Origin of the sequence: Kluyvera huaxiensis (assembly GCF_040149365.1) — a bacterium.
Classification (GTDB): Bacteria; Pseudomonadota; Gammaproteobacteria; order Enterobacterales; family Enterobacteriaceae; genus Kluyvera; species Kluyvera intermedia_A.
On sequence record NZ_JBEFLV010000077.1, the window covers coordinates 1 to 215 of the forward strand.

The 215-nt window shown below is 49.3% G+C and carries 1 rRNA gene; it reads left to right on the forward strand.

From position 1 onward, the window contains the following. Positions 1-215 (forward strand): 23S ribosomal RNA (locus tag ABOC97_RS23995); the annotation flags it as partial.

Below are 215 nucleotides of genomic sequence, written 5' to 3' on the forward strand. Positions count from 1 at the left end.
GTTAATATTCCTGTACTTGGTGTTACTGCGAAGGGGGGACGGAGAAGGCTATGTTAGCCGGGCGACGGTTGTCCCGGTTTAAGCATGTAGGCGGAGAGTTTAGGTAAATCCGGACTCTTATTAACGCTGAGGTGTGATGACGAGGCACTACGGTGCTGAAGTAACAAATGCCCTGCTTCCAGGAAAAGCCTCTAAGCATCAGGTAACATCAAATC